The organism is Flavobacterium endophyticum (assembly GCF_003634455.1).
Classification (GTDB): Bacteria; Bacteroidota; Bacteroidia; order Flavobacteriales; family Flavobacteriaceae; genus Flavobacterium; species Flavobacterium endophyticum.
Window position 1 is genome coordinate 2045342 of the sequence record NZ_RBLC01000001.1, and the last position, 26061, is coordinate 2071402.

General features: G+C 37.7%; 23 protein-coding genes. 8 read left to right on the plus strand and 15 right to left on the minus strand.

Annotation, left to right across the window (positions count from 1 at the left end; genetic code table 11):
• Positions 1-21: 21 nt before the first annotated feature.
• Complete coding sequence (gene tamL / locus CLV94_RS09180; RefSeq protein ID WP_121376279.1) at positions 22-2586, minus strand: translocation and assembly module lipoprotein TamL; 2565 nt, start codon at positions 2584-2586, stop codon at positions 22-24.
• Between the two features lie 36 nt (positions 2587-2622).
• Between tamL and CLV94_RS09185 the strand changes: the two genes are divergently transcribed.
• Positions 2623-3348, plus strand: coding sequence for a TrmH family RNA methyltransferase (locus CLV94_RS09185; protein ID WP_121376090.1), 726 nt, complete (start codon positions 2623-2625; stop codon positions 3346-3348).
• Positions 3349-3351: 3 nt separating this feature from the next.
• On the opposite strand, the gene porT is transcribed toward CLV94_RS09185, so the two are convergent.
• A complete protein-coding gene (gene porT / locus CLV94_RS09190) occupies positions 3352-4056 on the minus strand; it encodes a type IX secretion/gliding motility protein PorT/SprT (RefSeq protein ID WP_121376091.1) in 705 nt (234 codons plus the stop codon).
• 2 nt (positions 4057-4058) lie between these two features.
• Positions 4059-4790 carry a bifunctional demethylmenaquinone methyltransferase/2-methoxy-6-polyprenyl-1,4-benzoquinol methylase UbiE gene (gene ubiE, locus CLV94_RS09195; protein WP_121376092.1) on the minus strand — a complete coding sequence of 244 codons (732 nt, stop codon included), beginning with the start codon at positions 4788-4790 and terminating at the stop codon, positions 4059-4061.
• 199 nt (positions 4791-4989) lie between these two features.
• On the opposite strand from ubiE, the gene CLV94_RS09200 reads away from it, so the two are divergent.
• Positions 4990-5307: a hypothetical protein gene (locus CLV94_RS09200; RefSeq protein WP_220477633.1), complete on the plus strand. Its 318-nt coding sequence runs from the start codon at positions 4990-4992 to the stop codon at positions 5305-5307.
• 70 nt (positions 5308-5377) lie between these two features.
• On the opposite strand, the gene CLV94_RS09205 is transcribed toward CLV94_RS09200, so the two are convergent.
• The 7 genes from CLV94_RS09205 to CLV94_RS09235 form a co-directional block, all read right to left on the minus strand.
• Positions 5378-5860 carry a dihydrofolate reductase gene (locus tag CLV94_RS09205; protein WP_121376093.1) on the minus strand — a complete coding sequence of 161 codons (483 nt, stop codon included), beginning with the start codon at positions 5858-5860 and terminating at the stop codon, positions 5378-5380.
• A 14-nt stretch (positions 5861-5874) separates the two neighbouring features.
• Positions 5875-6213, minus strand: a complete 339-nt coding sequence (locus CLV94_RS09210) for a 2TM domain-containing protein (RefSeq protein WP_121376094.1) — start codon at positions 6211-6213, stop codon at positions 5875-5877.
• Positions 6214-6286: 73 nt separating this feature from the next.
• Entirely contained in the window at positions 6287-7225 is a 939-nt protein-coding gene (locus tag CLV94_RS09215; RefSeq protein ID WP_170148768.1) for an energy transducer TonB, read from the minus strand.
• A 19-nt stretch (positions 7226-7244) separates the two neighbouring features.
• The gene (locus tag CLV94_RS09220; protein WP_121376096.1) at positions 7245-8069 is read right to left on the minus strand and encodes a thymidylate synthase; all 825 of its coding nucleotides are present in this window, start codon (positions 8067-8069) and stop codon (positions 7245-7247) included.
• Positions 8070-8117: 48 nt separating this feature from the next.
• On the minus strand, positions 8118-8744 hold the full coding sequence (locus tag CLV94_RS09225; protein ID WP_121376097.1) for a bifunctional nuclease family protein: 627 nt from the start codon (positions 8742-8744) through the stop codon (positions 8118-8120).
• Positions 8745-8898: 154 nt separating this feature from the next.
• Positions 8899-9867 carry an electron transfer flavoprotein subunit alpha/FixB family protein gene (locus tag CLV94_RS09230; protein WP_121376098.1) on the minus strand — a complete coding sequence of 323 codons (969 nt, stop codon included), beginning with the start codon at positions 9865-9867 and terminating at the stop codon, positions 8899-8901.
• Between the two features lie 105 nt (positions 9868-9972).
• Positions 9973-10719 (minus strand): electron transfer flavoprotein subunit beta/FixA family protein, encoded by a 747-nt coding sequence (locus tag CLV94_RS09235; protein WP_121376099.1) that lies wholly within the window; start codon positions 10717-10719, stop codon positions 9973-9975.
• A 208-nt stretch (positions 10720-10927) separates the two neighbouring features.
• Between CLV94_RS09235 and CLV94_RS09240 the strand changes: the two genes are divergently transcribed.
• Positions 10928-12112 carry an MFS transporter gene (locus tag CLV94_RS09240; RefSeq protein WP_121376100.1) on the plus strand — a complete coding sequence of 395 codons (1185 nt, stop codon included), beginning with the start codon at positions 10928-10930 and terminating at the stop codon, positions 12110-12112.
• Positions 12113-12153: 41 nt separating this feature from the next.
• Here CLV94_RS09240 and CLV94_RS09245 read toward each other — a convergent pair whose 3' ends face one another.
• Positions 12154-13935: a chondroitinase-B domain-containing protein gene (locus tag CLV94_RS09245; protein ID WP_121376101.1), complete on the minus strand. Its 1782-nt coding sequence runs from the start codon at positions 13933-13935 to the stop codon at positions 12154-12156.
• Between the two features lie 390 nt (positions 13936-14325).
• On the opposite strand from CLV94_RS09245, the gene CLV94_RS09250 reads away from it, so the two are divergent.
• The 4 genes from CLV94_RS09250 to CLV94_RS09265 all read left to right on the plus strand — a co-directional run bounded on the left by CLV94_RS09250 (position 14326) and on the right by CLV94_RS09265 (position 21130).
• Positions 14326-15303, plus strand: coding sequence for a pyruvate dehydrogenase complex E1 component subunit beta (locus CLV94_RS09250; protein ID WP_121376102.1), 978 nt, complete (start codon positions 14326-14328; stop codon positions 15301-15303).
• 135 nt (positions 15304-15438) lie between these two features.
• Positions 15439-17946, plus strand: coding sequence for a DUF5686 and carboxypeptidase-like regulatory domain-containing protein (locus CLV94_RS09255; RefSeq protein ID WP_121376103.1), 2508 nt, complete (start codon positions 15439-15441; stop codon positions 17944-17946).
• A gap of 104 nt (positions 17947-18050) precedes the next feature.
• Positions 18051-18581 carry an inorganic diphosphatase gene (locus CLV94_RS09260; RefSeq protein ID WP_121376104.1) on the plus strand — a complete coding sequence of 177 codons (531 nt, stop codon included), beginning with the start codon at positions 18051-18053 and terminating at the stop codon, positions 18579-18581.
• A 113-nt stretch (positions 18582-18694) separates the two neighbouring features.
• Positions 18695-21130 carry a sodium-translocating pyrophosphatase gene (locus CLV94_RS09265; protein ID WP_121376105.1) on the plus strand — a complete coding sequence of 812 codons (2436 nt, stop codon included), beginning with the start codon at positions 18695-18697 and terminating at the stop codon, positions 21128-21130.
• A gap of 62 nt (positions 21131-21192) precedes the next feature.
• Here CLV94_RS09265 and CLV94_RS09270 read toward each other — a convergent pair whose 3' ends face one another.
• Together CLV94_RS09270 and CLV94_RS09275 are read right to left on the minus strand one after the other, a co-directional pair.
• Positions 21193-21807: a deoxynucleoside kinase gene (locus CLV94_RS09270; RefSeq protein WP_121376106.1), complete on the minus strand. Its 615-nt coding sequence runs from the start codon at positions 21805-21807 to the stop codon at positions 21193-21195.
• A complete protein-coding gene (locus CLV94_RS09275; protein ID WP_121376107.1) occupies positions 21807-22598 on the minus strand; it encodes a hypothetical protein in 792 nt (263 codons plus the stop codon). Before CLV94_RS09275 ends, CLV94_RS09270 begins: the two co-directional genes overlap by 1 nt.
• 158 nt (positions 22599-22756) lie before the next feature.
• Between CLV94_RS09275 and CLV94_RS09280 the strand changes: the two genes are divergently transcribed.
• Positions 22757-23677: a GLPGLI family protein gene (locus tag CLV94_RS09280; protein WP_121376108.1), complete on the plus strand. Its 921-nt coding sequence runs from the start codon at positions 22757-22759 to the stop codon at positions 23675-23677.
• A gap of 19 nt (positions 23678-23696) precedes the next feature.
• Here CLV94_RS09280 and CLV94_RS09285 read toward each other — a convergent pair whose 3' ends face one another.
• Positions 23697-24377 carry a response regulator transcription factor gene (locus CLV94_RS09285; RefSeq protein WP_121376109.1) on the minus strand — a complete coding sequence of 227 codons (681 nt, stop codon included), beginning with the start codon at positions 24375-24377 and terminating at the stop codon, positions 23697-23699.
• Entirely contained in the window at positions 24370-25968 is a 1599-nt protein-coding gene (locus tag CLV94_RS09290; RefSeq protein WP_121376110.1) for a sensor histidine kinase, read from the minus strand. The genes CLV94_RS09285 and CLV94_RS09290 overlap by 8 nt, the downstream gene beginning before the upstream one ends.
• Positions 25969-26061 lie beyond the last annotated feature (93 nt).

Here is a 26061-nt window from a genome sequence, read left to right on the forward strand (position 1 = left end):
CAAAAATAATAATTTCTGAAATTAGAATGGGTAATTAATTCCAATATTTAATACAGAGTGTCCTAAATTGTAATCTTTGAACCATCGATCTCCGACTTCTTTAGCAGGATCATAGGTCTTAAAGCCTATGTCCAGACGAATCACGAAGAAGTTAAAATCATATCGGAATCCAAATCCAGAACCTACCGCAATATTTTCTAGAGAGCGTATTCCCGTAAAGGTTGATTTAGGGTCTTTGACATTATCTAGGACGTTCCAGATGTTGCCTACATCTCCAAAAATGGCACCGTTTAATTTGCCCAGCATCTTAAATCGGAGTTCGACGCTGTATAAAAGTTTTAAGTTGGCTTCGTTAAAATCATTGATGCTACCGCTGCTTCCTGGACCTAATCCGTAGGATTGCCAAGCTCTATTGTCGTTAGAACCACCTGCAAAATAGCTTCGCGAAAAAGGAATGTTATCTGAATTACCATAAGGTATGGCGATACCCATAAAAGCTCTCATGGCCAAGACTCTGTTACTTGATAAATCCCAATGTTTTATAAAATCGAGTTCTCCTTTAATGTATTGGGAATATTCAATTTCGAGGATAGTTTTGTTACCAAGTGAGTTTTTTGGCTGATTTGCTAGATCCGAAAGCAGTCCCAAAAAGTTACCAGCAGATTCGATTTTCGTCTTGAAAATCCAAAAATTATTATCTAGAAGATCCGTTTTCGTGTTTTTTGTAAAAGTATAGCTGGAAGCAAAAATCAGGTTGTTTTCTGTCAGCCTTTCTTTTCTTTCAGAAATACTTTCAATAACTCTTAAATCTTCTGGTGTTGTTGTAATTGTAGGATTAGGGCCGATTACATCTTGGAGGAAGCCATTTGTTCCCGACTCAATAATTAAGTTTCCGTTGCTGAAATAGTCAGGGTCAACCTGGCCTGAATAATCATTTGCCAATTGATTTAACCTTCCATACGACGAACGGTATACATTGAAATAATTCGCCTTGTTGATGTTTTTTACATATTGGATATTGAACAAGTCAAAACGTGAAGTCGTATTTCTTTTCGGAGTCCAGGTGTAATACATAGAGGCGGTCAGATTTTCTTTGTCCAGACCGATATTCTGCTGTTTTGCAAATCCGACACTGAAAATCGTGTTCGGAATCATATTCTTAGCAATGATTTTGTCGGTATTGAATGGCGAAAAAAAGCGAGGCACATTCAGCTTTATATCAGCACCGTATTCTGATAAATTGAAAAATACGTTATTGGGATTGGCGATTCCCAAATCTGTTGAAGAACCAATATTTCCCCTAAGAGAAAGTTCCAAGGTTTCGGCACCGCGGAAAAGATTTCGAAAGGTTCCCGTCATGCTTCCCGAAATACCAAAATTTTGGATGTTAGAGTGGGTGACATCCGCAGAAGCGCCAAAACTAAATTTCTTTCTCGGAGTCAAGTAGATGTTGGCAATCAAGGATGACTCGTTGACGTCTGTAGAATCTTCCACAAACTGGATATTTGGATAGTTGAAAACACGAAGGTTGTTCAAAGATCTTGATGTTGCAGTTCTTCTGAAATCAGCATAATTGCTTCCTTTGGAAATAAAAATAGCATCAGTCAGCGCTTTTGGACGGTAACGAAGTTTGTCTTTGCTGTAAATGTTGAAATTATTATAGGTAGCGCTATCTGCTACTTTCACCTTGTTGTTGCTTGAAGGGCTATCGGTAAAGATATTTACTTCGCTTATCTTATAGAGCTTGAAAGGTTTTACAACTGTCGTATCTCCAACTCTGACGCTTCTGTCTGTTATCTTTAAATTGACATTCGTCTTATGGTTAGTATCAATCGAATCGCAGATAAAATTAATATTTGTCGGCTGAAAATAATAGGCCCCGTTATTTCTGAAGTTGGTTGTAATTCGTTCACGTTCTGCCTCAAAATTTACAGATCGGAATTGTTCCCCTGAAATGATTAAAGATTTGTTTTTATTTTTTTCATACAAAGAATCCAATGCTGGTGTTGCAATCTGTCTTGATAACGAGTCGATGATATAAGGCTTTCCTGTAATTACGGTATATTGTATCTGTCCTTTCTTATTAGGAAGCGTATCTATCTTATATGAAGTTTTTACGTTAAAAAATCCATTGTTGAAATAATAGGCACGTAACCTTGCCGTCGATTTTTTTGCCCTTGCTTCGTCAATGATAACAGGAGGCTCTCCGGTTCTTTTAAGAAAATTATGGATACCCGAGTAGAAAAAAGATTTTCCCAGACGTTCTACCTGCTTTTTAGAAAGTAATTTAGACAGCCTTTCGTATTTTTTTGGATTGGCCGCCATTTTTGCCTTGAAAGAAGAATCTGGATTTTGCTTTGCAAGATTATATAAATTCAATCGCAAATTATATCCCAAAATCGTACTATTGGGCTTTTGATACAGAAGATTGCCGATGGCCTCATCTTTTGTTATCTCATCGTTTACGATGATTTCATTCTTTTTTAAAAGCCTTTTTCCTTCTGGAACTCTTTTTACAGTGTTGCAGGCAGTCAATATAATTCCTATTAGAAATAATAGTGATATTTTTGTACTTATCTTTTTCAAGTGTCGCGGCATATTTAATTCAAAAATACATTTTTTATGGTTAGTAAAAACCAAATAAAACTAATAACGAGCTTACAGCAAAAAAAATTCAGGAAGGAACATAAATTATTTTTTGCCGAAGGGAAAAAAGTGATTCAAGAATTGATCCATTCTAATTTTTCTCTGGAATATTTGTTTTCTACTGCTGCTGTTTTCCCTGGAATTGACCCTAAAAAGATACTCACTATTTCGGAAACTGAGTTAAAAAAAATAAGCGCGCTGACCACTCCGAATGATTGCCTTGCCGTTTTCAAGCAACCGGAATCCAAAAGTATAAATCCATCCGGATTGATTGTAGCTTTGGATGACATCCGCGATCCTGGGAATTTAGGGACGATAATACGATTATGTGATTGGTTTGGCATTACAGAATTGGTTTGTTCGGAAGAGACGGCAGATATTTATAATCCTAAAGTGGTTCAAGCTACCATGGGTTCTATCGCACGAGTAAATGTGAATTATGTAAACCTTGAAAAATTCATAAACGAAACCCAGCTGCCTGTTTTTGGTACTTTTATGGACGGTGAGAATATTTATAAATCCACACTTCCAAAAGAAGGAATCATTATCATGGGCAATGAAGCCAACGGAATTTCACCTGAGATTGAGAAAGTAGTTAAAAATAGACTTACGATTCCAAGATTTGGCGATTTACAGCAGACAGAAAGCTTGAATGTGGCTACAGCAACCGCAATTATCTTAAGCGAATTTAAAAGAAATTAAACTTTATTGGAAAGTAAAATTCACGAAAACGCCTCTCGTTCTCATCGCTTCGATGTTGCTTGTCCAAGGGCTGTTCGGGTCGTTGTCACGGATTAACTCGTCATTTAGCCCGAAAACGCCTCTAATAGAAGGAGAAAACTTGAAGTACTCTAAGTATAAGTCCACACCAAATCCTAATTCGTAGTTATTTGTCCATTGCTTCATTCGGAATCGGTTGTTCACGTTATCTTCTTTAGATTTCGAATTACTTCCTAAGTTTAGAGAAGTTGAAACACCGCCAACTAAGAAAGGACGGACATTTCCTGTTCGTAAAGCAGAAAATTTTACCAGCAAGGGGAAATGGATATACGTTGATTTTACTTGTCTCAAGGCATCGCTTTCATTGGCAAAGCCAGGGAAAAGCAAATCCCTCTGAGTATAATATAGTCCTGGTTCAAATCGTAGGTCGATATGTTCATGCAGTCTTAAGTTTCCAATAAGCCCTACATTGAAACCGGTAGTTCCTTTTACTTGGATGTCTTTTCCAGGCTCTTTATAGTCAAATTTGAAATCATAAGCGTTAAATCCAAGGAAATATCCCCAGTGGACGCGCTGCTTATCCCAGTTTTCCAAATTGATGATCGGATCCTTGCTGAATAGGTTGGTGCCGAACTGCGCTTGGCTATTCAGTGATAGGGATAGAAGAAGAATGGCAAATATTTTTTTCATACTTATTTCTTAGATGCAGAATAAATTGTTGCGACTCCAAAAGTTTGTGGCTGATCTGCAACTTCTATAAACCCAATTTTTCTCAAAATATTGTTCAAGGCTTCTCCATAAGGAAAAACTGAGGCTGATTCTGATAGATAGCCATAGGCGGCATTGTCTTTAGAGAATAGCTTTCCTATTAATGGGAGAATATTTTTTGTGTAGAAATTATATAACTGCTTGTAAGGTGATTTTGTCGGATTTGAAGTTTCTAAAATAACAAAAACTCCGTCTGGTTTCAAGACACGCAGGATTTCTGAAAGTCCTTTTTCGAGATGCTCAAAATTTCGAACTCCGAAAGCAACGGTGATAGCATCGAAGGAATTGTCTTCAAAAGGCATGTTTTCTGAATCTGCCTGAATCATTTCGATTTTGTCAGAAAGGTTTTTTGCTGCGATTTTTTTTCTCCCTACCTCCAGCATTCCGGCCGAAATATCAAGGCCGATAATTTTTGCAGCATTGGTCTGAGAAAGTAAAATGGCCAAGTCTCCAGTTCCTGTGGCAATATCTAGAATTGTATCTGGCTTTTTTGTAGCTACGATTTTCAATACTTTTTTACGCCATTTGATATCAATACCAAAAGAGATGACGCGGTTCAATCCATCATATTTTCCAGAAATCGTGTCGAACATTTGTTCAACCTGTTCTTTTTTTCCTAACGACGAATCTTTATAGGGAGTGATATTCTCTGACATTTTCAATAGTTTGCGCAAAGATAAACTATTCTTATGCGATTACAAAAACATCGTTCGATATGCGTTTAGGGTATTGCAAAATCAAATGAACAAAAGGTCACTAAATTAGGTTAGATAAAAATTTACCAGAATTAGGCGATTGTGCCGCATTTATATATTATGCAATTTTACACCATGTTAAACAATTAAATTCAATAGCATGTTTTCAAGACTATTAATAGCGGAACTGAAATGGATACTACTGGCACTAGCTATCTCATTTTTTCTTGTGAACAGTATCAACGGCGGAGTTTTTAGGAATGACGCTGAAATTGGGGTGCCACAAACGTTCTTAGGGTTAAATTTGTTTTTGGAAATTTTAGTTTTTTTCGTTTTTAGTACCTTTGTGGTATTTGGTATTAAAGGCTTTTTTGAGATGTATTCTCGAAAATTTGCCAATGTCATTATCTTCATCTCTGGAGTTTTGATGGCGGCACTAATATTTATTTTAAGTTATCAGATACTGTCTATAGAATAAGCTATTATCTAGAGAACCTATTGAAAGTTTAACTAGACATCCTGAAATTTTTTTCAGGATGTTTTTTTTGCTATTTTCTGGCGTAAGTCTGGTAGCTGAAATCAACTAAATGTTTTTCATCGGTAGGATGATATTCTTCCGAAATCAGTTCCCATTCATTTCTGTCTATTTCTGGGAAAAAAGCATCGGCCTCAAAAGATTCGTGGACTCTCGTAAGTTCGATAATATCTGTGAAAGGCATTCCCAAGTTGTAAATCTCGCCGCCTCCAATGATAAACACATCTTCCTCTTTAGGGCAGGCTTCGATGGCGTTTTCCATACTGTCGACCACAATGCATCCGGCAGGATTGTATCCTTTTTGACGGGTTATGATGACATGTGTACGGTTGGGTAATGGTTTCGGGAAGCTTTCAAACGTTTTTCTTCCCATGATGATATAATGTCCTGAAGTAATTTCTTTAAATCTTTTAAAATCGTCTGGCAAATGCCAAAGTAGGTTGTTGTCTTTGCCTAAAGCATTATTTTCTGCAGCAGCAGCAATTATAGTAATCATTAGGATTGCGTATTTTAAGATTGGGTATTATTGTCCACTTTAGACTGCAATTGCTGTATTTTTCGTTCTTGTTTGGCGACAAGCTTGTCAATTTGGGCTCTTTCCCAGTTTTTATTCATGAAGCTGTCGGTAATAAACACGCGGATAAAGTGAAGAATAAAAATAAATGCCCAAATGAGTATGGCCCATACATCCCAATTCGAGCCAGGATAGATATCAAGGTCTAAAACTCTGTGAATGATGACGAAAAAAATGCTTCCGACAAAAAATAAGACAAAGTGAAAATACAAGCGCTTTTTCTGCTTCATCCTGCCGCGGGCATATTCGTAGAGTTCATGTTGGTTATTTTCCATACAATAGAAATTTGATTTTAAAGATAGGATTTATTTTTAAAATTAAAAAATAGGGTGTGGAAAGAATGTTTTATTATTCAAAGCTGAGCGCAATCGGAAGGGCGAAGGAAACTCTAGCAAACATTCCTCTAACTTTTCCTGGTTTCCAATCTTTATACGCTTTTACAACACGAATTCCTTCACGGTCTAATTTTTCGTCTAGACTTTTCACTACCTTTATGTCGGCAACGGAACCGTCTTTTTCAATGACAAAACTTAGCATTATCTTGCCTTTAAGCGTACCGTTTATTCTTCCGGGATTATAATTTTTAGAGACAAACTTATAGAAATCTTGTATTCCTTTATAAGGTTGGGGAGTTTCTATGATTTTTGTGTACGGATATTTTTTATGGTCTGCGTCGGTAGTTTCGCCCGAAACAAAATTTCCTTCTTCATAAATTTCTACAAATGAAATTTTAGCATCTGGGTTACTGCCTTTCCATTCGCCTTCTTTCAGGCCGTTTTTTATTGCGCCGCTAAATTTTGCTCCGTAAGATTCGTCTTCATAAGTTCCATTTCCATCTTTGACGGTCTGTTTTCCCTTAGCATCATAAAATTGGTTGATTCTTAAATTGCCGACTGATTTTTCGGTTTCAAAATATTCGCCATCCATTTCCAATTTTCCGTTTTCATGCCAAGTTTTGTGAGGGCCGGTTGGAGTTGATTTATTATAGCTTCCTTCGCTTTTCTTGTTGCCGTTTTCATAATAGGTGGTGAATTTGCCTATTTTGTTGAAACCAAGACTATCGACAGTTTTTCCTTCGCCGTATAATTTTCCTGAGCGGTAATAATTTTTTACATCGTAGGTTTCGCTCGGGATATTGTAATTTTTTACGATTTTAAAATATTTATAATCTTCTTTGTCCGTTGAACGCTCCAAAGAATCTAAAAAAATCTTTTTATCGCTTCCGTTTTGGGCCAATAGAAAAACAGGCATCATTAAAAATAATGCTGAAAGTAGAGTCGATTTCATGAAAAAATAGGAATTAATTTTAAACAGCAACTGCGCCTTTGATGTGTGGGTGCGGTTCATAACCTTCCAAAGTAAAATCTTCAAATTTAAAGTCGAAAATATTTTTGACTTCCGGATTTAGAATCATTTTTGGAAGCGGTTTCGGGTCGCGGGAAAGCTGTAACTCTAATTGTTCGATATGATTGTTGTAAATGTGCGCATCACCAAAAGTATGGATGAAGTCTCCTGGTTTCAAATCACATACTTGTGCAATCATCAAGGTCAACAGTGCGTAAGAAGCAATGTTGAACGGAACGCCCAAAAAGATATCAGCGCTTCTTTGGTATAATTGGCAGGATAATTTTCCGTCGGCTACATAAAATTGGAAAAAAGCATGGCATGGCGGAAGCGCAACTTTTCCGTTGGCTACATTTTCTGCGAAAGATTTTGAAGTATCAGGCAAAACAGAAGGGTTCCATGCTGAAACTAGCATTCTCCTGCTATTCGGATTTGTTTTTAGTATTTCGATCAACTCAGTAATTTGGTCGATTTCTTCGCTGTTCCAGTTTCGCCATTGGTGTCCATAAACAGGTCCTAGCTCTCCATCTTCGTTTGCCCAATCATCCCAGATTTTTACTCCGTTTTCTTTTAGGTAAGCAATATTGGTTTCGCCTTTTAAAAACCACAATAATTCGTGGACAATAGACTTGAGATGTAATTTTTTGGTAGTAACCATAGGAAAGCCTTCGGCCAAATCAAAACGCATCTGATAGCCAAAAACACTTTTTGTACCGGTTCCGGTTCTGTCTCCTTTTTGCGTTCCTGTTTCAAGAACGTGTTTTACTAGGTCTAAATATTGTTGCATCTTTTCTGACTTTAGGCTTGAGTTTTACTGGGTTCTTTGCGAAATTATTTAAGATTCTCTTTTGCTAATTTCGTCTCGAATTTTCGCGGCTTTTTCATAATCTTCATTTTGGACGGCTGTTTCTAGCTGTTCATGAAGTTCTGATAAGCTGAATTTGGTGTATGCTTCTCCCGCTTCGTTTGATTCTTCCATTCCAAAGGTTTCGGGGTTTGAAAGCACATCGTCTAATTCTTGGCTTTGGTTTTCGGTTTCTTGCGGATTCGTTTTCAAGAAAATTCCAGCTTTGTCCAAAATGTTCTTGTAAGTGAAAATCGGAGCGCTGAAACGCAGTGCCAAAGCTATGGCGTCTGAAGTTCGGGCATCAATGATTTCCTCAATTTTATCTCTTTCACAAATAATACTGGAATAAAAAACGCCGTCGACAAGCTTGTGGATGATTACCTGCTTGACGACAATATCAAATCTTTCAGCGAAATTTTTGAATAAGTCATGAGTCAGCGGCCTTGGCGGTTTTATTTCTTTTTCTAAGGCAATAGCAATTGATTGAGCCTCAAAAGCACCAATAACAATCGGTAGTTTTCGCTCTCCGTCCACTTCATTTAAAATCAGCGCATAGGCGCCATTCTGTGTTTGGCTGTATGAAATTCCTTTTATGGTTAGTTTTACTAAACTCATTATTAAGGTCTATGTTTGTTTTTTGTTGTTTTCTAAAATGAATGGCTTTTAGTGATTGTAAAAAGCTTTAAAAAAATGAAAAAGGGCTATCTAAACTCGGATATTCCTATCTAAATTTAGATAGCCCTAATATGGGCACAATTTAAAAAATTATTTACGAATTATTCGCCTTGAATTCTTTTAATTTTTCTGTCAGCTTTGGAACGATTTCAAATGCATCTCCAACAACGCCATAATCGGCTACTTTAAAGAACGGTGCATCTGGATCTTGATTGATAACAACTTTTACTTTTGAAGAGTTGATCCCCGCGATATGCTGGATAGCACCAGAAATACCAATAGCAATATAAAGGTTGGTAGCTACGGGTTTTCCTGTTTGCCCAACGTGCTCGCTATGAGGTCTCCATCCTAAATCTGAAACTGGTTTTGAACAAGCGGTAGCAGCTCCTAAAACAGTAGCAAGATCTTCCAGCATTCCCCAGTTTTCAGGTCCTTTTAGGCCTCTTCCTCCAGAAACTACAACTTCTGCATCGGCAATAGTTACTTTTCCAGTTACTTTTTCAACATTTTCTACTTTTACTCCGAAGTCAGCGTCACCGATAGATGGCGAGAAATCTTCTTTAGTCAAAGAAGAAGCGCTTTCAAATACACCATATGAGTTTTTAGCCAATCCTAAGACTTTTACTTCTGTGTTGATTTCTGTAATATTGAATGCTTTATTTGAAAATGCATTTCTTTTTACTTGGAAAGGAGAAGTGCTCACCGGCAATCCTACTACATTTGAAGCATAACCTGCATTAAGCGAAACGGCAACAAGCGGAGCCAAATATAGACTGTCTGTTGTTGAAGAAAGCAGGATTACTTTTGTGTTTTCTTTTTGAGCAGCTTGCTTGATCACATCAGCATAAGCTTTAGCCGTAAATTTTGATAATTTATCGTCACTTACTTTTAAGACTTTGTCTACTCCGTATTTTGATAGTTCAGAAACATCGCCAGCATTGATTGTAACGGCTGTAACAGTTGTTCCTAAAGATTCTGCTACTTTTTTACCGTATGAAGCCAATTCGAAAGCAACTTTCTTGAATTTTCCTTCTGCAGATTCTGCGTATATTAATATTGACATGATACTTTATGATTTGTGATTTAGGATTTATGAAAGCAAATCTTAAATCGTTATTTTTTAATTTTACTGTTTTTACAACTAAAATTTGAAATCTAAAATCTCAAATTATATAACTTTTGCTTCGTTATGCAATAGGTTGATAAGCTCGTCTAAGTTGTCTGGGCTGATTAGTTTTACCGCTGATTTTGGAGCTGGTTTTTCAAATTTTACCGCTTTCGTGTTAGAATCAGCTGCAACTGGCTCAAGAATAGTCAAGGCTTTTGTCCTTGCTGTCATGATTCCTCTCATGTTTGGAATACGCAAGTCTTTTTCTTCTACCAAGCCTTTTTGTCCACCAATGATTAATGGCAATGTTGTAGCAACAGTTTCTTTTCCTCCATCGATTTCACGAACTGCTTTTACGTTGTTTCCGTCAACAGTTAAACTGATGCATGAGTTTACGAAATTTGAGTTTGTCAATCCTGCAATCATTCCTGGAACCATTCCTCCGTTATAATCTAGAGATTCTTTTCCGGCAATTACCAAATCATAGTTGCCGCTTTTGATTACTTCTGCTAATTGTTTAGCAACAAAGAAACCGTCAGTTGGATTCGCATTCACACGGATAGCTTCGTTAGCTCCGATTGCTAATGCTTTTCTTAAAGTTGCTTCTGTTTCTGGGCCTCCAACGTTGACTACAGTAACATTAGCGCCTTGTTGCTCTTGGAACCAGATCGCTCTTGTCAAGCCGAATTCATCGTTAGGATTGATTACAAATTGTACTCCGTTTGTGTCAAATTCTGAATCGCCATTCGTAAAGTTGATTTTTGAAGTAGTATCAGGAACGTGACTGATGCAAACTAATATTTTCATTTTATATAAAATTATAGTGTTGATATTTAGGCTCCGAAATTAAACATTATAATTGAAATAAAAAACTATGCATGCATAATATTTTGATAATTCCTTTAGAACTATTTCGTTTTCGTTGTGGATTTGAGAATATTGTGAGAAAATTGAAAAGTTATATCGATAGTAACTGCGTTTAAGTTTGGTATCTTTGCACTTTTAAAAGTTCCCAATGAATACCTCTGCCCTAAAGCCTAATCCTATATATAATGTTCATTTCGGATTAGTATGCTTAAGCTCCTTGTTGTTTTCTGCAAGTTTTAATATGCTGATTCCGGAATTGCCAGAATATTTGAGCAGTATGGGTGGCGCGGAATACAAAGGATTGATTATCGCGCTTTTTACATTAACTGCAGGGATTTCTCGTCCGTTCAGCGGAAGGCTGACAGATACTTTGGGAAGGGTTCCGGTAATGGCGGTGGGTTCAATCGTATGTTTTGTTTGTGGTATTCTTTATCCGGTATTGGGAACTGTTTCAGGATTTTTATTCTTGAGATTGGTTCACGGATTTTCTACGGGTTTTAAACCCACGGCAACTGCGGCTTATGTTGCCGATATCATTCCGCGAGAGCGCTGGGGCGAAGCTTTGGGCATCCACGGGCTTTGCTTTAGTACGGGGATGGCTATCGGCCCAGCCATCGGAAGTACGATCAAATTGCACTTTTCAATGGACATGTTGTTTTACGCGTCTTCTGCCTTTGCACTTTTGTCTATCATTATTTTAATGAACATGAAGGAAACCTTGCAACACAAACATCGTTTTAGCCTTCATGTTTTGAAAATTTCACGAAAAGATATCATTGCTAAAGAAGTATTGCCTGCGGCAGTCGTTACTTTTCTGGCTTATATGGCTTATGGGGTAATCTTGACGCTGATTCCAGATTGGAGTCAGTTTTTGGGGATTGCCAACAAAGGGATGTTTTTTATGGTTTTCACGATTACGTCGTTGCTGATTCGTTTTGGTGCCGGAAAAGCTTCAGATAAGTACGGACGCCTGAAACCGATGAGTATAGGACTAGGAATCTTAATTATTTCCTTAATTGTTGTCGCTTTTTCTGATTCTATTGCTGGCCTTCTGACGGGAGCGGCTTTGTATGGAATCGCAACGGGAATTGTTTCGCCTGCTTTAAATGCATGGACGGTCGATATGAGCTATCCGGAGCATCGAGGTAAGGCTATGGCTACGATGTATATTGCTCTTGAAGCTGGGATTGGCCTTGGAGCTTTATTTGCAGGCTGGGTATACCAAGATGTAATTGCTAAAATTCCGATGATAATGTATTTGAGTGCCGGAACGACTTTCTTGGCTCTGGCTTATGTTTGGTTTTTCATTAGAAAAAACAAAGCCACAGTTTAGTGTGGCTTTTGCTTTCGATATTATAATTTGGTTAACCAATATTACTGTTTCATGATTTTATAAATTCCTGATTTATTTGCTGTTTTTATTTTGGCAAAGTACAATCCTGCTGGCTGCTTTTCTAAGCTTATTTTAATCGTTCCAGAAATAGGAATATAAGTTTCTTCAGAAATTAATCGAGAATGTACGTCGTATATCGCTACAGTAGTTTCTTCCTGTGAGTCAAGGCTGATTTCAAAATTTCTTTTTGTTGGATTAGGATAGATGATTGCTTTCAGGATTTCTTGTTTATTTACTGAAAGCGCTTCTTCGTAAGCATTCGGACCGACGTCATTAATAGTCACAGGAAGATAAGCAACTGCTGCAGTACTATAATGATCTGCTCCGGCATTGCTTGTCGAAGGTCTTGCCTGGCCGTCGATGTCTTCGTTGATATTTAGCGTTGGGACGGCATTGCCAATAGTAGGAGACGAGCTGGTAGATTTCCATATTCCTCCGTTAATAGCAAGATTTGGATTTTGGACTACTGCTTGGCTCGTCGTAAAAGCTGGCCCTCCTTCGATTAACTGTGCGCTTCCGGTCGGATATAAAATGTTATTGAGCCAAGTTACTTCTCCGAGCTGGTCGTTAAATATTTTAACTAGACTGTTTTGCGAGCCTGTTACCAGATTGTTTGCTATGGTTATGTCTTCAAGTTTGATATTATAAGAGCCGTTTGATTTTGCGTAGCCAATCTGAATTCCGTAGGCGTTGTTGACTAGCGTATTATAAGCGACTGTTATTCGTTCTCCTCTAAAGTGCAAGCTAAAATCGGTGTCGATTCCAGTTCTTGCATCGCCTTGCGTGAGTGCAATCGGTGCGTCGAAAAGCGTTCCTTGAAGTCCTTCCAAATAGTTATTTTTAATCACATGGTCAGCACCATAAGCTCGAATTCCTCCAGTGTATATTGGTGTTGTTCCAAACATGCCATTAGGTTTGCCTCCGCCAAAAAAATAATTCCCTTCAGCAATATTCCGGTTGCCTTGACGCAAGGTCAATGAACCGTAATTTCTGTTGAATGTATTGTGTCGTACAATGTTGTCGCATGATTTGACCGAAACAATTTCAGGATCTCCATCGCATTCCTCAAACAGGTTAAATTCTACGGTAGTAAAACCGCTCGAATTACATAATTGGCTGTTTCCGATTCGAATAGCTTCTTTTTCATTTTCAAGTCTAGGACCATTGTTGTAGAAGTAATTGTGGTCAATTCGGTCGTATTGCGACTGCTGATTCACGGTCTGATCTTGATTATAAGTCCCGTCAATAGTAATGTAATTGCCTGCGGTAGTCTTGTTTTTAAAGATATTGTGATCGATCCTGTTGTGGTGGCTTAGAAACTGGAAGGTATAATCGTTGTAATAGCCTGCAACGACAAGCCATTTTATAGAATTTGTTGTCGTAAGCTCGAAGACATTCCGTGTAATTCTAATATTATTTGAGGCTTCAAGCTTGACTAATGTGTTATTGCTTTGGCAATTGAAGATAAATCCTTCCAGTATAATATGGGCTGATTTCTTAAAAACAAAATGAGAATCGCCAGTAAAAGTAACGCCACCTACCGTTGCCGCTTTGATAGTAATTGGATTTTCTGCAGTTGCAATTTTGGTAAAGCTGCAGTAAAAGTCAGTATAAGTTCCGTTTGGAATTATAAATGTAGTTCCTGGCGCAGCGGCATTAACTTGCGTTTGCAGGCTGGTGTCGGTAGTGACATAGGTTTGTGAATGTAGAGCGCTGCTCAATAGGAGTGCACAGAGGGTTGTAAAAAAGTATTTGACATGCATAGTGGTTGCGGTTTTTGGTTAAAATTTCCGTGTCTTCTTTTTATCCAAAAGTTGATTTTTGGATAAATTGGTTAACCAAATATAGAATTTTTTTATATTGATAATTATTTAGTGTTATTTTTTAACATATTTTATTTTTAGGGATATTTTATTGTGTATTTATTGTTTTAAGTGTTTTCTTATTGAAGTTATGGTTGTCTAGTTGTTGTGTGTTTAAACTAAGCTAGCAATCACTTCGTTTCTTCGGGAAGGCTAGGGCTATATCGTTTTCGTTGAAATCTGCCCGTTCAAAAAGAATAATTAAGAACTTATTAATTATAATTTATTCGATTTAGTTGTTTAAAATAATTATTTTTGCCTTTCAATTTTTAGAAGATAATAAAACATAATATGAGAACAATCCAATTTAGAGAAGCAATCTGCGAGGCGATGAGCGAAGAGATGCGTCGTGATGAATCTATATATTTAATGGGTGAAGAAGTAGCCGAGTATAACGGTGCTTACAAAGCCTCAAAAGGAATGTTGGACGAATTTGGACCAAAAAGAGTAATCGATACTCCAATTGCTGAGCTTGGTTTTGCAGGTATTGCAGTAGGTTCTGCTATGAACGGCAACCGTCCGATTGTAGAATTCATGACCTTCAACTTTTCATTGGTTGGTATCGATCAGATCATTAACAATGCGGCAAAGATGCGCCAGATGTCTGCAGGACAGTTCCCAATGCCAATGGTTTTTAGAGGGCCGACGGCTTCTGCAGGACAATTAGGAGCAACGCACTCGCAAGCTTTTGAAAACTGGTTTGCCAATACGCCTGGATTAAAAGTGGTAGTTCCATCTAGCGTATACGATGCAAAAGGATTGTTGAAATCGGCTATTCGTGACAACGATCCGGTTATCTTCATGGAATCAGAGCAGATGTACGGAGACAAAGGTGAAGTTCCTGAAGGAGAATATACAATTCCGCTTGGCGTAGCCGATATCAAAAGAGAAGGTACTGATGTGACTATCGTTTCTTTTGGTAAAATCATCAAAGAGGCATATGCTGCGGCAGAAGAATTGCAAAAAGAAGGAATCTCTTGTGAAATCGTTGACTTGAGAACAGTTCGTCCGATGGATCATGAGACTATCTTGAAATCTGTGAAAAAAACCAACAGATTAGTTGTTTTAGAAGAAGCTTGGCCGTTTGCCAGCGTTGCTTCAGAGATCACCTATATCGTTCAAGAAAGAGCTTTTGATTATCTAGATGCGCCTATCCAAAGAATCACGACAGCTGATACTCCAGCGCCTTACTCACCAACACTTTTAAAAGAGTGGTTGCCAAATGCTGCCGATGTTATCAAAGCCGTAAAAAAAGTAATGTATAAATAAGTTTTTGAGCTCTTTTAGATGTCAGATTTTTCGAATAATCAAAAAATCTAAATATCAAGAAATCAAACACTCAAATTAACTATATTTGAAACTTCATCAGAATAATTTTGATGAAGTTTTTTTTTGCAATAAAATATGAACAAGAAAACTTTTGTAAGCCTAAGCTTTTTCTTTTTATTTATAAACTTTCTTGCTGCCCAGACCAAAGTAAGCGGTATCGTTTATGATGAATTCAAGCAGCCACTTCCTTATGCGAATGTCGTTTTTAAAGGAACTACCGAAGGTATCATTACCAATGAAGAAGGCAAGTTTTATTTAGAATCCAAAACAACCCAGAATGCTATCGTGGTGTCGTTTGTGGGGATGGAGCCAAAAGAAATTCGTTTGGAAAAGCCGGTTACCTATAATATGGAAGTTAATCTGGGCGCTGGTAAAATGCTGAACGAAGTTGTAATCTATACCGGAAAAACTTCAAAAAAGAACAATCCTGCGATAGATATCCTACGAAAAATATGGGAACGCAAGAAGAAAAACGGATTGCGCCAGTTCAAGCAATACGAGTACGATAAGTATGAAAAAGTTGAATTTGACCTAAACACGATTGATAGCGCCTTGATGAAAAGCAAGCTTTTCAGAGGAATGGAATTTGTTTTTGAACAAGTCGATACTTCTGACGTGACGGGAAAATCGTATTTGCCGATTTTTATAAACGAAGCGTTAAGCCAAGTATATGGTGATAATACAACGGGAAGGATAAAAGAAGTTGCCAAAGCGAATAAAAACTCAGGATTCAGCAATAATCAGCAGTTAATTGCTTTTATAAAGGACCTTTATGCTGACTACGATATTTACGATAATTACCTTAAATTTTTCGACAAAGATTTTGTGAGCCCGCTTTCCAGAACGGGAATCAATGTTTATAATTATGTGCTGCATGATAGTACTTACATCGATAACAAATGGTGCTATAATATCGTGTTTTACCCAAGAAGGAAAAATGAGCTTACCTTCAAAGGAGATTTTTGGGTAAATGATACGACCTTCGCGATTAAAAAAATAAACCTTACGGCAAGCCGTGGTGCTAATATCAACTGGGTCAAGGAGATTTATATCGAGCAAGAATTCGAAGTACTAAATGATTCTGTCTTTTTGCTGACCAGAGATCATATGATGTCTGATTTCGCTTTCTCTAAAAAAGATAAATCCAGAGGTGTCTACGGAAAAAGAACCACGCTCTTCAAGAATCACAAATTCGATATCAAAAAAGACGACAAATTCTATAAGCAGGATGTCAACTCCTATGACCCCGAAATTTATGCTAAATCAGACGAATTTTGGAACGAGAATCGCTTTGAAAGCTTAAACAAGGACGAAAAGGGAGTTTATAAAATGCTGGATACGCTAAAGACGGTCAAGAAGTTTAAGCGACTCTATAATCTCGTCTCCATACTGGGCAGTGGCTATATCGAAATGGATAATTTTGACTATGGCCCCATATTTTCGACCTTCGGATATAACGACGTAGAAGGAATCCGAATCAGGACAGGAGGAAGGACTTATTTCGGGCCTAATGATCCGTGGCGTATACAAGCCTATACCGCTTATGGATTCGACGACAACCAATTCAAATACGGTATTTCTGGAAAAGTACTTTTGAACAAGAAAAACCGATTTATCATATCCGGAGGAAATAGGCGTGATATCGAACAAATAGGAGTCAGCCTTACGACATCGAATGATCTTCTCGGGAGAAGCTTTGCTTCCTCTTCACTTTTTGCCAGCGGAGATAACAGTAAACTGACCTCGGTCAATTTGACTAACTTTTCGGCAGAAATCGAGCCGTTGAAAAATCTGGTGTTCCAAGCAGGAGTGTCTTACAGGACTTTAAAATCTGCTTCTCCAAATACATTTAGTCTAGATTATTATAAAGTTTTGCCGACCTTGGAAAATCCGCAAGGAGTTATTGAAAGCGAGGTAAAACAGTACGAATTTAATGCTTCGATCGATTATATGCCAGGCAGAAGGCCTATCGGTTTTGGAGTAGAACGTACCAATGTCGATTCAAATTATGCAAGACTCTTCCTTAGCTTCAGCCAAGGAGTCAAAGGACTTTTCGGAAGTGATTTCGATTACGAAAAAGTACAATTCTATTACAGACAGCCTGTTTTGGTAGGCGGTTTCGGAAGGCTTTTTACCACGTTTGAAGCCGGTAAAATCTTCGGAGCTGTACCTCTTGGTTTGATGGGCGTTGTGCCAGGTAACCAGTCTTTTTTCATAATCGATAATACCTACAATCTAATGAATTACTACGAATTTATGGCCGACGAATATGTCTCGCTTCATTTTGAGCATAATTTCAACGGAAGATTGTTTGCCAGAGTTCCTTTCCTTCGCAAGCTAAACTGGAGGGAAATTATCGGTATAAAAGGAGTCTATGGAACAATCTCTGATGAAAATAGAGCCATAAATGCCCAAACAGCAATTCCTTATACAGCACCCGATGATTTATATTGGGAATACCATGCAGGAGTGGGCAATATATTCAAAGTGTTGCGAATTGATTTTGCTTGGAGAGGAAGTTACTTGAACCTCCCTGATGCCAATAAATTTGCCGTAAAAGCATCTTTCGGTTTCTATTTTTAAGAAATCTTTATTTTTAGATTGTTTGTGCGAGTTTTTATTGTTTCAATGTTTCTTAATGCTTACTTTTGCACCCGCTAAATTAGTATATAGAAACAAATTAGAATATGAGTGCAGCTAAGCAAAAATCTTTTGACGTATTGATTGAAATACCAAAAGGAAGCAGAAATAAATACGAATACGATTTCAAACTGAGAAAAATACGTTACGACAGAATGCTTTTCTCTTCTATGATGTATCCTGCAGATTACGGATTCATTCCAGAAACTTTAGCATTAGACGGCGATCCGCTAGATGTATTGGTTTTGGTAACCGAGCCTACTTTCCCAGGTTGCGTGATGGAAGTGAAGCCGATTGGTGTTTTCCACATGGCAGATGAAAAAGGACCAGACGAGAAAATTATCTGTGTTCCGGTTTCTGACCCGATTTGGAATAAGTTGAATGATTTGACCGATATGAATCCTCACTTGCTAAAAGAAATCGAGCATTTCTTCCAAGTATATAAAGATTTAGAGCAGAAAAAAGTTGATGTAGAAGGATGGGGCGATGTAAACGAAGCAAAAGAAATTATCGAGCAATGTGTAGATCGTTTCGAATCTTTAGAAAATAGGCCAGAAGAGTTATTTAGCATTAGATAATCAAAATCCTAAAAAATTATTAAAAAAGCAATATTCAATACAGAATATTGCTTTTTTATTTATGTTGGTTTCGTTACATTTACAACTTATTAACCAAAACCAACAAACTTTTTATGGAGTCAATAATGATTTACGTACCGGCAATACTTGCAGTAGTCGGACTTCTTTTTATGGTAATTAAAAGATCTTGGGTTTTAAAACAAGATCCGGGAGATGGAAAGATGAAAGAAATTTCAGAATACATCTACGAGGGAGCTTTGGCCTTTCTTAAAGCAGAATACAAATTATTAACCTTATTCGTTATTGGTGCTAGTATCGCATTAGCAGCAATTACATTTTTACCTGGAGCAACCACACACTTATCTATCGTGATTGCTTTTGTCTTCGGAGCCGTATTTTCTGCATTGGCAGGAAACATGGGGATGAAGATTGCTACAAAAACAAATGTCAGAACAACTCAAGCAGCGCGCACAAGCCTGCCGCAAGCACTGAAAGTTTCTTTTGGAGGCGGAACAGTAATGGGTCTTGGCGTTGCGGGTCTTGCCGTTTTAGGACTGACCGCATTTTTTATCTTCTTTTTCCATTTCTTCATGAACGGACAGTGGGTTGAAGGACTTTACAATGGAGAAACAAGAACAGCTAACGAATTAATGACTATCCTTTTGGAAACATTGGCAGGATTCTCTCTTGGAGCCGAATCGATTGCTTTGTTTGCACGTGTGGGTGGCGGAATTTATACAAAAGCAGCCGACGTTGGAGCCGATTTAGTTGGAAAAGTAGAAGCTGGTATTCCAGAAGATGATCCACGTAATCCTGCTACAATTGCAGATAACGTTGGAGATAACGTTGGAGACGTTGCAGGTATGGGAGCCGATTTGTTCGGTTCGTATGTAGCAACTGTCTTGGCAGCAATGGTTTTAGGAAATTACGTGATTAAAGATATGGGCGGAAGCATTGCTGATGCTTTCGGAGGAATCGGTCCGATTCTTTTGCCGATGGCAATTGCTGGTGTAGGAATTATCATCTCAATCATCGGAACTATGCTGGTTAAGATCAGCAATAATGATGCAAAAGAAGCCCAAGTTCAAGGAGCGCTAAACGTTGGAAACTGGGTTTCTATCGGTTTGACAGCAGTTGCATGTTATGTTTTGGTGACCTGGATGTTGCCTGCAACAATGAAAATGAAATTTTACGGGGAAGGCTATATGGACATCTCTTCGATGAGAGTTTTTTATGCGACATTGGTCGGATTATTTGTAGGAGCTGTAATTTCTTCTGTTACGGAATACTATACCGGATTAGGTAAAAAACCAATCTTGGCAATCGTTCAAAAATCAAGTACTGGAGCTGGAACAAATATCATTGCTGGTTTGGCAACAGGTATGATTTCAACCTTCCCGACCGTATTGTTGTTCGCTTCTGCAATTTGGGCCTCTTACGCCTTTGCAGGTTTCTATGGAGTGGCATTGGCAGCTTCTGCGATGATGGCGACAACAGCAATGCAGTTAGCAATCGATGCTTTTGGTCCAATTTCAGATAATGCCGGAGGTATTGCCGAAATGAGCGAATTGCCAAAAGAAGTGCGTCAGCGTACCGATATTTTAGATTCTGTAGGAAATACGACAGCAGCAACCGGAAAAGGTTTTGCTATTGCTTCTGCAGCCTTGACTTCATTGGCCTTGTTTGCAGCTTATGTGACTTTCACAGGCATCGATGGAATTAATATTTTTAAAGCTCCTGTATTAGCGATGCTTTTTGTGGGAGGTATGATTCCTGTAGTATTCTCGGCTTTGGCGATGAATTCTGTCGGGAAGGCAGCTATGGACATGGTATATGAAGTAAGAAGACAGTTCCGTGAAATTCCTGGAATTATGGAAGGTACAGGAAAACCAGAATATGCAAAATGCGTAGACATTTCTACAAAAGCAGCTTTGAGAGAAATGATGCTTCCTGGAATATTGACGATTGGATTTCCAATTGCTATCGTTCTTTTAGGAAAATTAGTCTATCCAGAAAACAATCAGCTGATTGCAGAAATGCTTGGAGGTTATATGGCAGGAGTTACCGTTTCAGGCGTACTTTGGGCTGTTTTCCAAAACAATGCTGGAGGTGCTTGGGACAATGCTAAAAAATCTTTTGAAGCAGGCGTTATGATCAATGGAGAAATGACATACAAAGGCTCTGATGCCCACAAAGCAGCTGTAACGGGTGATACGGTCGGAGATCCATTTAAAGATACTTCTGGACCGTCTATGAACATCTTGATTAAATTGACTTGCCTTATCGGTTTGGTAATCGCTCCAATTTTAGGAGGACATGATGCAAAAGCAGTAGTTCAAGAAGTAGAAGCGGTTGAAGTTGTTGTTGAAGCGCCAGCGCCTGAAGTAAAACAATCGACTAAAGAAATCAGAATAGAATCAGTAAAAAGTGCAGACGGAAAAGTAAAAGCTACGGTTACGACTGTTACAGATTCTGCTGAATCGGTTGAAGTTTTTGAAGGAACTGAAGCTGAAGTCAATGCAAAGCTTGAAGCTTTTAAAAAGAAATAAAGTGTTCAGGATACAAAAAAGCCTTCCAATTCGGAAGGCTTTTTTTATGTTGTCTCGTAAGCTTAAAACAATCCGTTGATCTCGGCATTGATTCTGTTAATGATGGCACCTAAATCCTCTGGGTTGTCCACGAAATTGATATTGTCTACATCAATAATTAAAAGCTTTCCATTCGTGTAGCTTTGGATCCAAGCCTCGTATCTTTCATTCAGACGGCTGAGGTAATCGATAGAAATTGAATTTTCATATTCCCTTCCTCTCTTATGGATTTGATTCACCAAATTCGGAATGGAACTTCTCAAGTAAATCAGCAAATCCGGACCTTCAACCAAAGATTCCATCAATTCGAAAAGCGATTTATAATTGTTGAAATCACGATTCGTCATCAATCCCATAGCGTGAAGGTTGGGCGCAAAAATATGTGCATCTTCATAAATCGTTCGGTCTTGGATGATGTTCTTGCCGCTTTCGCGTATCTGGAGCACCTGCCTGAAACGGCTGTTCAAGAAATAAATCTGAAGGTTAAACGACCAACGTTCCATCTGATGGTAAAAATCATCCAAGTATGGATTGTCTACGACATCTTCAAAATGCGGTTCCCATTTAAAATGTTTTGCTAACAACCTCGTCAGCGTTGTTTTTCCTGCCCCGATATTCCCTGCTACTGCTATGTGCATTATGGTAATGTAATTTTATATTGACTGATTTCGTTTTCGGTAAAAATAGATAAAATTTGGTCTTTAAATGAAAAACGGATAAAGCTTTTTTCATTTAAAGTTATCGGCAATAAGGACTGGTCTTCTAAATTATAGAGAAACAATCCGTTATCGTTTTTGAGTAAAATCTGCTTTGGCGATACGACCTGCGCTTGGCTGTATTCTGGAACTTGCCCAAGAAAATTGACCTTTCCAAAGAGATTCGACACATATAAATTTTGCTTGGTGTCTATCCAATAAAAATAATTGTAATCCGATTGGTAAAATTTCAAGTTTTCTTTAAACGGTGGCGTTATGGATTGAAAAGCACTTTTCTGGACATCAAACAATCCCAGTTTTTGTGAAAGAATATCATAAACCCACAGTCTGTTTTGAGAAGCCAAGCTCACAGCTTCTGGATTTAAAGGCTGTGAAAGTTCCGAAAAATTGATTTTTACAGTTTCATTCAGCTGATTGTCTAATAATACAGCCGTAGTGAACTGTTTGTAAAACAAGACCAACTGTAGCGGATTTTGCAAATCAACTTGATGAATTTTTCCTAAAGAGACATTTTTATAAAAGAAAACTTGGGTAGGACTCGTCTTTTTAAATTCGTTTTCATTAATAGAATACAAATTGCCAAAATTATCCTTACCGATATAGTACCCTTTTCCCCATTTTTCTGCATTAGAAAAAAACGGAATAATACTTGGCTGCTGTGAAAAGCTCAGCACGGGAATCAAGCCCAAGAGTATAAAAATGAGTTTCTTCATATAGGTGCCAATTTACGAATATCCTTTCAGATGCGTGTCTAAATTAAAATATTTAAATGTTGTCTTATCCGCTTATTTGATGCTAAAAATTATTTAACAAAAGCTTTGTAGCAAATATTGTCCAAATCCGTCATATTTGTATATTAAATTCTTGATTTATGAAAAGATACCTCTTATCCGTAGTTTTTTTAGTTTCAATTTCCAATTTGCAAGCCCAAAAATTGCAAGGAACTTCATCGACAGGTTCACAGACCCAGCAATTTCAAGGCATGGCGGTTTATGAATCTAAAACAAGTACAGCTGATATGAAGTCAAGGCTGTCGGGTAATAAAGAGATCACGCCAGAAATGCAGAAGTCTATAGAAGAAAGGATGAAAAAAATGTTGGAAAAGACATTTATTCTCAATTTCGACAAGACTGCATCTATTTATAAAGAAGAAGAAAAGCTGGAAGCACCTGGCCAAAATAATGGAGGATTCAGAATGATGTCGTCCATGATGGGCGGCGGCGGTACTTATTATAAAAATGTAAAGGAGAAAACATTTGCTGTTGATAAAGAATTTATGGGAAAGGAATTTTTAGTAAAAGATTCATTGCCAAAACTAGAGTGGAAATTGGAAGGCGAGACCAAACAAATCGGAGGCTATACCTGCTATAAGGCAACGGCGTTAAAACCCGTGAGTCAGTCGGATTTTAGGAATTTTAGGCCTAAGAAAGAAGAAGCTAAAAAAGAGAAACCAGCGGAAAAAGAAAAGAAAACTAATTTTATGGATGATTTCGAAATTCCGAAAGAAATCAACATTACTGCTTGGTATGCTCCAGAAATTCCTGTCAACCAAGGGCCAGAAGGTTATTGGGGACTCCCAGGATTAATTTTAGAAGTAAGCGATGATAAGACCGTAATTCTTTGTTCAAAAATTGTACTCAATTCTAAAGAAAAAGCAGAAATCAAGGCACCGTCAAAAGGCAAAGTGGTTACCCAAAAAGAATACGATGAAATTGTCATAAAAAAAATGGAGGAAATGCGGGAGCAGTTTCAAAAAGGGGGCGGAAGACCAACAATGAGAATCGGAAATTAGCCTGCAAAACTTCCAAGAATTATAAAATCAATTTATAGCCTTGACTCCGAACATTTATAATCTGAATGTTAGGGTCGAGGCTTAATTTTTTTCTCAATTTTGTAATAAAAACATCCATGCTTCGACCGTTGAAGAAATCATCATCGCCCCAGATTTTTTTCAAAACAAGGGAACGGTCTAAGATATCATTTTTGTTCTCAACCAAAAGATGAAGAAGCGAAGCTTCGCGATGCGTAAGAAAGAGCATGTTTCCAGAATGGTTCAGTGTCTGCTTTGTCAGATTAAAGAGATAGCTGCCGATTACAATGTCTTCCTCATTCTTTTCAGGCTGAATCCTGCCCAAAAGCGAATGAATCCTGACAATCAATTCTTCCATGCTGAAAGGTTTTTTTAAGTAATCATTACCGCCGAGTTGAAATCCGTCCACAACATCTTGCGTTTGCGATTTTGCGGTAAGAAAAACAATCGGCGTTTTTTTGTCCAGCTTGCGAATTTCTTTCGCTAGCGTAAATCCGTCTTTTTTGGGCATCATGACATCCAAGACCAAAAGTTCCGGTTTTTCTTTAGTATAGGCATCAAAAGCTTCTTCGCCGTTTTTGCACAAGACAACTTCAAAGTTTCGGGTCTCGAGACTTTCTTTGATGATCTGGGCCAATGCAGGCTCATCTTCTGCCAGAATTATTTTAGTTTTGCTAGACATCGGATAGTTTTATTTTGAATACGGTCAGTTCTTGATTGGGAAGCAATTCTAATGTTCCTCCATGTTTCTCAACAATCTTTTTGGAATAATAGAGCCCGATACCGAAACCTTTCACGTCATGAGTATTTCCTTTAGGAATCCTGTAAAACTTGTCGAAAATCTTCTCTTTTTGGCTTTTGTCTATTCCAGAGCCGTTGTCTTCGACCGTAATTTTCAGATTGTTTTGAACATAGTTCAAGTGAAGATTTATAGTAGTACCGCCATATTTGACAGCATTGTCGATGAGATTCGAAAGAGCATTTTCAAAATGGAAAGGATCGATATTTATAATTAGCTGCTCCATGTTGGTATCGAAAGAAATCGTCTTGTCTGGGCTGATCATTTTATGCTTTTCGATAAGTGTCTTGATGGCAGAAACAATATTTACAGATTCTTTATGAAGCAAAAGCTTGTCCGTATCCAGCGAAGCCGTTTCCAAAAGTTTCTCGACCATCACTTCTAATTTTTTTAATTGCTGGTTTGAAATATCAAGATAACGCTTCGTCTTTTCGGGATCATTTACGTCATTAAAATTCCGAATGCCTTCAATAGCAGTAGCGACTGTCGTAATCGGTGTCTTGAATTCATGAGTAATATTGCTGATCAGGTCGTTTTTGATCTCATCTACCTTTTTTTGCTTGTTGATGGTTCTGAGCAAATACAAAAGACAGCCGATAATTGAAAGCGAAAGCAGCAACGAAAGAATAATTTCAACCATACTTCGCTTCACGATTAATAGCACCGGATTCGAGAATAATAACTTTAATTTCTGATGTTGCGGAAGAAATGTAGAATTAGAAATCGTACTCAAAGCAAGATCACTGTTTTTATCAATCTTATAATTCTGAAATACAGTATCTGCTTTCAAATGCTGAATTCCATATCGAATAGGAATGCCTTTTCGTGCCAATTCCTTATCTAAAGCATTGCCCACTTTGTCGAACTGTATCGAATCGCGCGTCAAAGAAACAAGAATCTTGTTGGTGAAATTCTGGATTTTTGAAACACTGTCCATGGCTCGTTTTCCGCTCAAGACTTTTATTTCAGTTTTATGAGGCAGGCTAACGTCAGTATTTATTTGAAATTGAGTTCCTTTTTTCTTTGAAGATAGTGTTTTCTCACTAGACATACTATCTGGAAAACCTTTTAAGATTCGTTTGTTCGTCTTTTCAGACGGATTCTTGATCGTAATAAACGTAGTCGTTTTAGGCGATTTGTCTTCAGTAAATGTTCCGACCGCTATTCTTTCTTTTGTCGGGGCTGCTTTTTTCTTCTCCTTAAAACTATTGATAAACACAGAATCAGAAATAACATTATCCACAAAATGCGGGTCTTTAAAGGTAGCGTTGCCAATAAAAGTCATGTAATCACTTTTTACATCTTCGGCATAATAATGCTCGACGCTGTTGTCAAACGCAATCTGCACATCATTAATCAGCCGTCGTTTGTTTTCAGCATAGTTTTTTATATTCCAATAAATCTGCAAACCAATTGTGGCAAGGATAGTTATCGAAATAAAAAATAAAATGTATTTGTAATTCTTTGATTTCATTTTTCAAAAGTATAAACAAATTCCATTGAAAAAATGCCGTTAACAATCGTTAACGTTGGTTAACTGAAAAAGAGATTTCTTGTCGTTTAATTT